The organism is Sphingobacterium sp. UBA6645, assembly GCF_002455685.1.
Classification (GTDB): Bacteria; Bacteroidota; Bacteroidia; order Sphingobacteriales; family Sphingobacteriaceae; genus Sphingobacterium; species Sphingobacterium hotanense.
In genome coordinates this window covers 57384-65025 of record NZ_DKLH01000097.1, presented here as the reverse complement: position 1 = coordinate 65025, position 7642 = coordinate 57384, and the positions used below count along the sequence as shown (strand labels likewise).

8 protein-coding genes are annotated in these 7642 nt (G+C 41.5%); 3 read left to right on the top strand and 5 right to left on the bottom strand.

The window, feature by feature from the left end; all coding sequences use genetic code 11:
• On the bottom strand, window positions 1-167 hold a 167-nt coding region (locus B2400_RS17580), incomplete at its 3' end, for a recombinase family protein (RefSeq protein ID WP_293935432.1).
• A 163-nt stretch (window positions 168-330) separates the two neighbouring features.
• Between B2400_RS17580 and B2400_RS17575 the strand changes: the two genes are divergently transcribed.
• Window positions 331-1044 (top strand): SMUG2 DNA glycosylase family protein, encoded by a 714-nt coding sequence (locus B2400_RS17575; RefSeq protein ID WP_293935429.1) that lies wholly within the window; start codon window positions 331-333, stop codon window positions 1042-1044.
• 98 nt (window positions 1045-1142) lie between these two features.
• A complete protein-coding gene (locus B2400_RS17570; RefSeq protein WP_293935426.1) occupies window positions 1143-1742 on the top strand; it encodes a hypothetical protein in 600 nt (199 codons plus the stop codon).
• A gap of 12 nt (window positions 1743-1754) precedes the next feature.
• Here B2400_RS17570 and dcd read toward each other — a convergent pair whose 3' ends face one another.
• Window positions 1755-2291: a dCTP deaminase gene (gene dcd, locus B2400_RS17565; protein WP_293935423.1), complete on the bottom strand. Its 537-nt coding sequence runs from the start codon at window positions 2289-2291 to the stop codon at window positions 1755-1757.
• 191 nt (window positions 2292-2482) lie between these two features.
• Here dcd and B2400_RS17560 point away from each other — a divergent pair, with 191 nt between their 5' ends.
• Window positions 2483-3121 (top strand): 4'-phosphopantetheinyl transferase family protein, encoded by a 639-nt coding sequence (locus B2400_RS17560; protein WP_293935420.1) that lies wholly within the window; start codon window positions 2483-2485, stop codon window positions 3119-3121.
• On the opposite strand, the gene B2400_RS17555 is transcribed toward B2400_RS17560, so the two are convergent.
• From B2400_RS17555 to B2400_RS17545, 3 genes are read right to left on the bottom strand one after another with little or no spacing between them, the layout of a single operon-like run.
• Window positions 3118-4179, bottom strand: coding sequence for an AI-2E family transporter (locus tag B2400_RS17555; protein WP_293935417.1), 1062 nt, complete (start codon window positions 4177-4179; stop codon window positions 3118-3120). The genes B2400_RS17560 and B2400_RS17555 overlap by 4 nt on opposite strands.
• Window positions 4180-4211: 32 nt before the next feature.
• Entirely contained in the window at window positions 4212-4982 is a 771-nt protein-coding gene (locus B2400_RS17550) for an enoyl-CoA hydratase/isomerase family protein (RefSeq protein ID WP_293935415.1), read from the bottom strand.
• A 2-nt stretch (window positions 4983-4984) separates the two neighbouring features.
• Window positions 4985-7504, bottom strand: coding sequence for a DUF5686 and carboxypeptidase-like regulatory domain-containing protein (locus B2400_RS17545; RefSeq protein ID WP_293935413.1), 2520 nt, complete (start codon window positions 7502-7504; stop codon window positions 4985-4987).
• Window positions 7505-7642 lie beyond the last annotated feature (138 nt).

Genomic DNA, 7642 nt, shown 5'->3' with positions numbered 1-7642 from the left:
GAATTTTCGGGAGGGTTACAGATCATCTTGTCTAACTCAGGTCGATTCTTTGTCGAGCCTGATATTTTTTCCTCAAAGATCTTCTCGCAACCTGCTTTTTGAAGGGCTTCAATTTGCAAGTCTAAGTTCTGATCTCTAGTCGAAACTCTAACGTGCAAATAAAGCATTTCCTGACGCATTAGTTTTAAATTATGATAGTTTAATAAATAATTTAAAGTTACCAGACGAAAATGACAGGCATTTTAGCCGCGGCAATAAAGACGAATGCGAATATAATTGTCACGAATAATCTAAAAGGACATTAAAGGACTTTTTTGTATTTTTAGTCATATGGGTAAGGAAACGATAGGCGATAAAATAATAGATTTCAATCTTAATTTGGATTATGATGGGCCATTGCCTCCGGGGTTTCAGGTCATCAATCCTTTTCGGGATAATCCTTTGGCAGTAGATGTGATGAAGACTTTTTACCGCAAATTCTATGGCGATCATTTCAAGCGTTCTTTTATCATCGGCATCAATCCGAGCCGTCATGGTGCAGCGGTAACCGGAATTCCATTTACAGACACTAAACGACTTGCATCAGCATGTGGCATTTTGATGCCTTCTGCTCATACGCATGAGATTTCATCGGTCTTTATGTATAAGGCGATCGTTGCTTATGGAGGTGCACACGCTTTTTATCGGGATTTCTACATTAATTCGCCGTTCCCCCTAGCCATCGTCAGACAACACGGAAATGTCTGGCTTAACGCGAACTATTACGATGATCCTGAACTATTCGACTGCCTTCGACCCTTTATGATAGATATTATGAAAAGACATATCAATCTGGGTTTATACACGAAGGAAGTGTATGTTCTAGGAAAAAAGAATGCACAGTTTCTGCAGAAATTGAACAAAGAAGCAGGCTTATTTAATCGTACGGTTATTTTAGATCATCCCCGCTATATTCAGCAATACAAGTCAAAGGATGCAGAACTATACATCGACGGATACCTGCAAGCCTTTTCGGCGCATTTCGAAAATCAAAAAGACAAATAGTGGAGGTCTTGCGTGCCGCATTAACAACGTGTCAGGAATTCATTCTGATTTAAAGCCAACCAAATTAGTTTTAGGCTTGTTCTAAAAAGAAAACAAGCATGAAACATCATATTCCACCACAAGTAAAGGGTAAGAAATTAGATATCGATGAATTTATTGAATTCGAAAAAAGTATCGAAGCGAAAGCATTTTATTTAAAGGCGAAGGATCGACTGCTCAATATCAGCAATTGGTTTGCTATTGCGAGTCTTCCGGCTTCGAGTTTTGAACATTTGGATCGCCATGGAGAACCTAGCAATCAGATGCCCCAAGAAGGCGATTTTATTAAGATTGATATTCCGGGTCCAGGTCTATCGAGCACAGGCGGTTATGATTATGTTCGCATCGAACAGATCAGTGAGAGCAACACCACAGGCAGCGAAACGATTACGATGACTGTACGCCCTAGCTCGAACCCCGACGATTCGGACGACGAGGAAACCAAACATTTTTTCAAAAGTCTGGCAACCTCAAGTTTTCAAATCAATCGCGTGGGCAAGACTGTACACGCGTACTATTATGGTCGCAATGAAGTTATCAACCTGGAGATGGACTCACTCGTCGATCGGATAAGAAACCTTTTTGTTGCCCTCAGTGCCAAACTAGGCGCATCCTATCCGCAGTGGAAAGCACTTGTAAAGGGATTTCTAAAACGGTAGGAAGTTTCTTTTTTAAAAGGCATTCTTCCACATCATACTCTCCACCGGTCTAATAGTTTTGTTATTGTATTTTGCGTTTCCTTTGCTATTGTAGAATGTTTCAATATCACCTTCAACAACGAAGTAGATCAATTGACCAATTGGCATTCCGGCATAGACACGCACCGGTTGTGCTACAGAAATTTCAAGTGTCCAGGTATTGCAGAAGCCTACATCGCCCTTTCCCGCCGTGGCATGAATATCAATCCCTAAACGTCCGGTACTAGATTTCCCTTCTAAGAAAGGTACATGCCCGTGTGTTTCGGTATACTCTAGTGTCACACCAAGGTACAGTGTACCGGGTTGCAGCACATAACCCTCCTCTGGAATTTCAAAATGTTCAATTTCATTGTGTTTCTTGGCATCCAGTTCTTTGTCTTTATATGTTGCTAGGTATTTACCTAAGTGAACGTCGTATGAATTTGTGCCTAAGCACTTGCGATCGAACGGTTCGATAACAATCGTTCCATTGTCGATTTCCTCTAAAATTCTTTTATCTGATAATATCATAAGGGCAAGCTAATCTGCTGTTCATTAGCAGGATTCAAAAATACACTATTCGCAGACAGCACGCAAATTTAGGATGATAGTTTTGTTTAGCCCTTTTGTGCCGAGCGGCTATGGACAAAATCATATTTTATTAAAACCATATAATACTGCTGTTGTTATGCAATAAAGCTAAAATCTTATACATTTGATTTATGGCATTAGCATATTTAAAAGAGATTGATTCCGAGAGTCGCATTGCTTTGTGGAAGATTGAGGAGACAGAAGCTGAGTTATTGAAGCATCTGCAACTGGACGAATCGGAACAAAAGAAGCTGAAGAGCTTGGCCAAGGGCAAGCGTACGCTGCATTGGCTTGCGACTCGGGTACTACTGCGCTATCTTTTGCAAACAAAGGATTACATCAATTGTCCTTCTGATGCTAATGGAAAACCTTATCTTCCGGATTATCCGTATGAGATTTCCCTCACCCATTCCTATGATTACGCGGGCGCTATGCTGAGTACAAAAGGATATTGCGGGATAGACCTAGAGATCGTGAAAGACAAGGTGATGCGAATCAAGGAAAAGTTCTTGAAGCCGGAGGAACTTGCTTTTATTACTGGGGACGAACAAGTGAACCAGCTATATGCATGCTGGTGCGCAAAAGAAGCTGTTTATAAGCTTCAAGGCAATAAAGGCGTCTCTTTCCTACATAATATCACGATAGATCCTTTTGTCTATACTCCACAGGGAGTCATGACGGCCCACCTGGAGAAGGAAGGTGAAAGCAGTCGTTTCCAGGTGTACTACGAACGATTCAATGAGTATATGCTAGGCTATGTAGTAGCCTAGGCTCCCGAATCATCCAACTGATCTTGAAGTGTGTTTCTTTTCAGGGATAATCGTTTATTCCCCTTATAAATCCGCACGGCAATCAAGAAATAAGCTAATAGCAGCGGACCATAAACTAAGCCCATTAGTCCAAAAAGTGGTATACCGATGATAACTCCTATGACGGTGATGATCGGATGTATATCGCCTACGCGCTTGGCGATAATCAACCGTAGTACGTTGTCGATATTGATCACCAGCCCGAATCCCCAAATCAAGAGTCCAACCCCTTGCCATGTTTGGCCATTAGCCAGCAAAACCAGTGCTGCCGGAACAAAGATCAATGGTGGACCTAATAACGGAACGAAAGACAGAATCGCACAGATGACGCCCCAGAAAATGGGATCTTTTGCCCCAAATATCCAAAATCCGAGCGCAAGACAGGCTCCTTGAATAATCGCAATGATTGTCTGCCCGATAATATTCGCGTATGTGATGTTTTTAAGCTCCTCTCCGAACACAACGGCGTTCTCATCATCGAATGGTAGATAATGGATTAAACTGCCCTCAAACCCTCTGTAATTAACAAACAGAAAGTAGAGAATAAAGTACATGACAGTGATTACGAGGAATGCATTTGCTGCCCCTCCTAATGCTGAGGTAAGCAAGCCGCCAAGATAGGAGGAGCTGGCCTCCAACTGCTTCTCTAACAAGTCGGGCTGTCCGAGCTTATCTCCAACAAAATGGTCGACTGCCTCCATAATTTTCCTCACCCATTGTGGGTTCTGTTGGAGCTCAACGGCTTTGTCAAACAGCATCTTACCAATACCAACAAAGGGCAATACGATGATGATCATGGAGAGGATAATAATGAATACTGAGGATAAGGGTTTTGGCCACCTCCACTTCTCAATCAAGAAGATATTTAGGTTTCGAAACAGGGTATACATGACCATGGTCCCTAAAAAGGCGCCAAATATTCCTCGTGTTGCATAAAGGATAATGCCACCTAAGATGATGACAATTAGCAGGATAATAATATTTCGCTCCTTCTGCGAGAAAACGTCATTGTTACTCATAAAATCAGGTCTATTTTATGAGTAACAATAAATTAAAAATTTGGTTTTCTTTTCTCTAAAAATGCTGTAACTCCTTCTTTAAAATCTTCCGAACCGAAGCTTTTCCCAAAGTTTTCAATTTCGAGTTGATAGCCGTCGATCGTTTTCTCAAATCCGGCATTGACGACATGAATAGCTGTGGCAATCGCTGATTTTGAGCGCAAGTATGTTTTTTGGAGGATCACTTCAGCAGCATTCAATAATTCGTCCTGTGGAACTACTTTATTGACCAATCCCCATTGATATGCATCTTTCGCGTCAATCATATCTCCTGTGAGAATCATTTCCAAAGCTTTGCCTTTGCCTACTAACTGCGTTAAGCGTTGTGTTCCACCATAACCCGGAATTAAGCCTAACGAGACCTCAGGAAGCCCCATTTTTACATTGTCGGATGCCAAACGCATGTGGCAGGCTAAAGCCAATTCTAATCCCCCTCCTAGTGCATATCCGTTGATCGCAGCGATGACCGGTTTCGGGAATGTTGATAGGCTGTCCATTAGCTCATGTCCAAAAGCAGATAGCTCCATCGCCTGTTCGTTGGATTTCTCCATAAACTCTTGAATATCGGCACCCGCCACAAAGGCTTTCTGTCCGCTTCCCGTTAGGATAACGCCACGCGTGTTATCGTCCTGTTTTAATTCGTGGAAGACGGCTTTCAGTTCTGCAATCGTTTCATAATTCAACGCATTGAGTTTTGCTTCGCGATTGATGGTTACATAGGCTGTATATCCCTTATGCGATAATAGTAGGTTTTGATAGCTCATAATTAAAAGTTGATATTAATTGACACTCTAACTCTTTCTTTTTCACCCTTTGGTAATCCTTGATAGGTTAGACGTTTTACGTATTCTATCCGCAAGAAGTTCAGTATATTATCGATTCCGACTGATCCTTCCCAATAGGGAGCTTTATTTAACACCTGAGTCATGGTCTGACCCTCCTTGTTCTTGTCAAATTCGACTACCTGATCACTAATATAAGGGTTATTGTGATCACTTATTTTTCCATAGAACATATTTGCGCCCCAGATTTCTCGAAGATTCAGTTTTTTGAGGAGCGGTACTTTATTGAATAGAAATCCTTGTAATTCGTGTGAAAAACCAAATTTGAGGTATTGATCGGCTGCAAATTCCATTTGGTTCATCATACCATAATCAATAGAATGGCGATCATCCGGCTGCTTTACGTTCGGCATCTCCAGAAGCGTATAAGGAAGAGTCCCCCATATCTTTCCGCCGGTTAATTTTACGTCGGCAAATCCTAGCTGATTTAGAAAGAAGCGCTTGGATGCCGCCAGTGATACCTTTTCATAGGCATAGCTGGTATTCCAAAAGCCATCGAGGCTTCGGGTGTACTTAACATTAAAAACCGGATATTTCTCTTTGATCGTTCTTCTTGTCAGATTGCGATAATAGAACTTTTCGTATGGTGCCCACCGTAGGTCTACATGTACTTCGTTGCTGTTTACCTCAGTAATCAATTCGTCTGGATTTCCGGAATTTACTAGCCTTAAATCGCCAATTGTTTTTCTACTTTGGTGGGTAAAGCCGGTTGTTATGCTGACGTGGTTTCCAAATTCGACAACGTGCTGTAGTTGATATCCCTGTGTATCGAACCATTTGGTAGGTCGGTTTTTACGGATTGACCGAAAGAAGCTATCCCCTTTGAGAAAAGAAAGCTGTTGTCCGGGCTCCATAATATCGCTCTGTACAGTAGCCTCTACATAGTGCGCCGGAAAGGTCACTACGGAGCTTCCATTTAGCGAAACTGCAGATTTCAGGTAATACTTTAACTTTTGATCGTCAGTTCCGTAGGCTAAGTACCCTTCAAAAAATGCCTTATCCGTAAGGTCTTGCGTTGTTCGACCACCGATCCGTACGCGATTTCCTTCTATATTATTTCGGCTGTAGAGGTATTCCAAAGGTCCTAATTCGAATTTACCAAGATTGTAATAACCTTGTGCAATGAGGTACCCCACACCCAACATGGTCTTGAAGCTTCTTTTGTTGTTGAGCTGTTCAATATTATCGTAGGTTGCTTGTTCGAAGCTATTGAGTGCTACCGGTCGATGGGTAGCGACTTGATCGGCCTGTGGCTGTATTTCAATCGGCGCTCCTAGGAACGATCCTTCGGGAATGTCGGCCGGTAATTGATAATCGGTATGTACGCTCAACCTATCCGCGAAAACCGCATCGCCTCGCTTCGTTCCGAAGGAGATAAACGCATGGGCTGTATCAAGCAACATTACGCCCTCCTCATTCTTCCGATAGTGGAACCGCAGTTCTCCTTGATTGATCCAGTTGATGTTTGCATCCTTGTCAATGAAGAGGAAAGCCTTTTTAACTGCATAGGAGCCATCCATACTCACCTGTAACTTACCCTTGAACAAGAGGTCGGTCGTATTTCTAGGTTCAAATGCCAATTGAATAAAATAACCTTCCTTATTGAAGATGGTATCAAGAATATAGTATTTGTAATACAGTTTACCATTGTCGGCGATAGGACTAAGAAACTGCTTATTCAGGATAAACACACTTTCATCATATACATCTATCGGCTGAAAGATGTAATTCAGATAGGACTGTATATTATGGTTGTTTATATAACGCTTATCGAACTCCGTTTTCTTCTGACTATATACAATCTTCTTATACTTTGAAGGATTTTTCTTGTTATAGACTTTCGCATTGCTCTCTTCCATGAAGAGGGTAAGGAGCTTCTTATCCTTAAATTGGGTCGTATCGACGTTATTGAATACAAAGTTAAGATCGGAAAGACCTAATTTGAAAATAGGCTTAGGGTTGACCAAGCCGAACTTCAGCTTATCGTACTGCTGGAAGGATAAACTGTCTTTTCCACGCAATCTGTTTTGGTTCTTATGGCGAACCACTAAGTCGATCAATTCAACGGCCTTGTTATTACGGTTTCTATATTTGCCACGGTGGGTAATAGAAATCTCCTCAATGGCATTGGCTTCATCGTCCAATGCTAGCAGAATGGATGTATCCTGTGTGGTTATTTTTTTATGGAGAATCTTATAGCCCATTGCTCTAACCTCAATCTGATATTCGCCAGGCTTTAGTTGCAGCACGAAGTTACCCAATGAGTCTGAAGATGTTGCTTGCTGGTCTTTTAAACAGAGTATAGTCGCACCGGGCAGTGCCCTCTTGGTTTCTCGATCGATGACCTTTCCTCGAATTGGAGATTGTGCATATAATACGGTATTGTTACTTAGGGCATAAAGGAATCCGAAGAACAATAAACATACTAATTTAACAATCCGCATAATCAACATTGAATGTTTATAAAGATACAATTTGTTGTGAAAGTTCAAATTATTTAACGAGAAAAGTAGCGGAAATTATATAGCCTGTCAGTACAATAATGTAAGATTATTGCCGATTACCGCCCACAAGTTTACCGC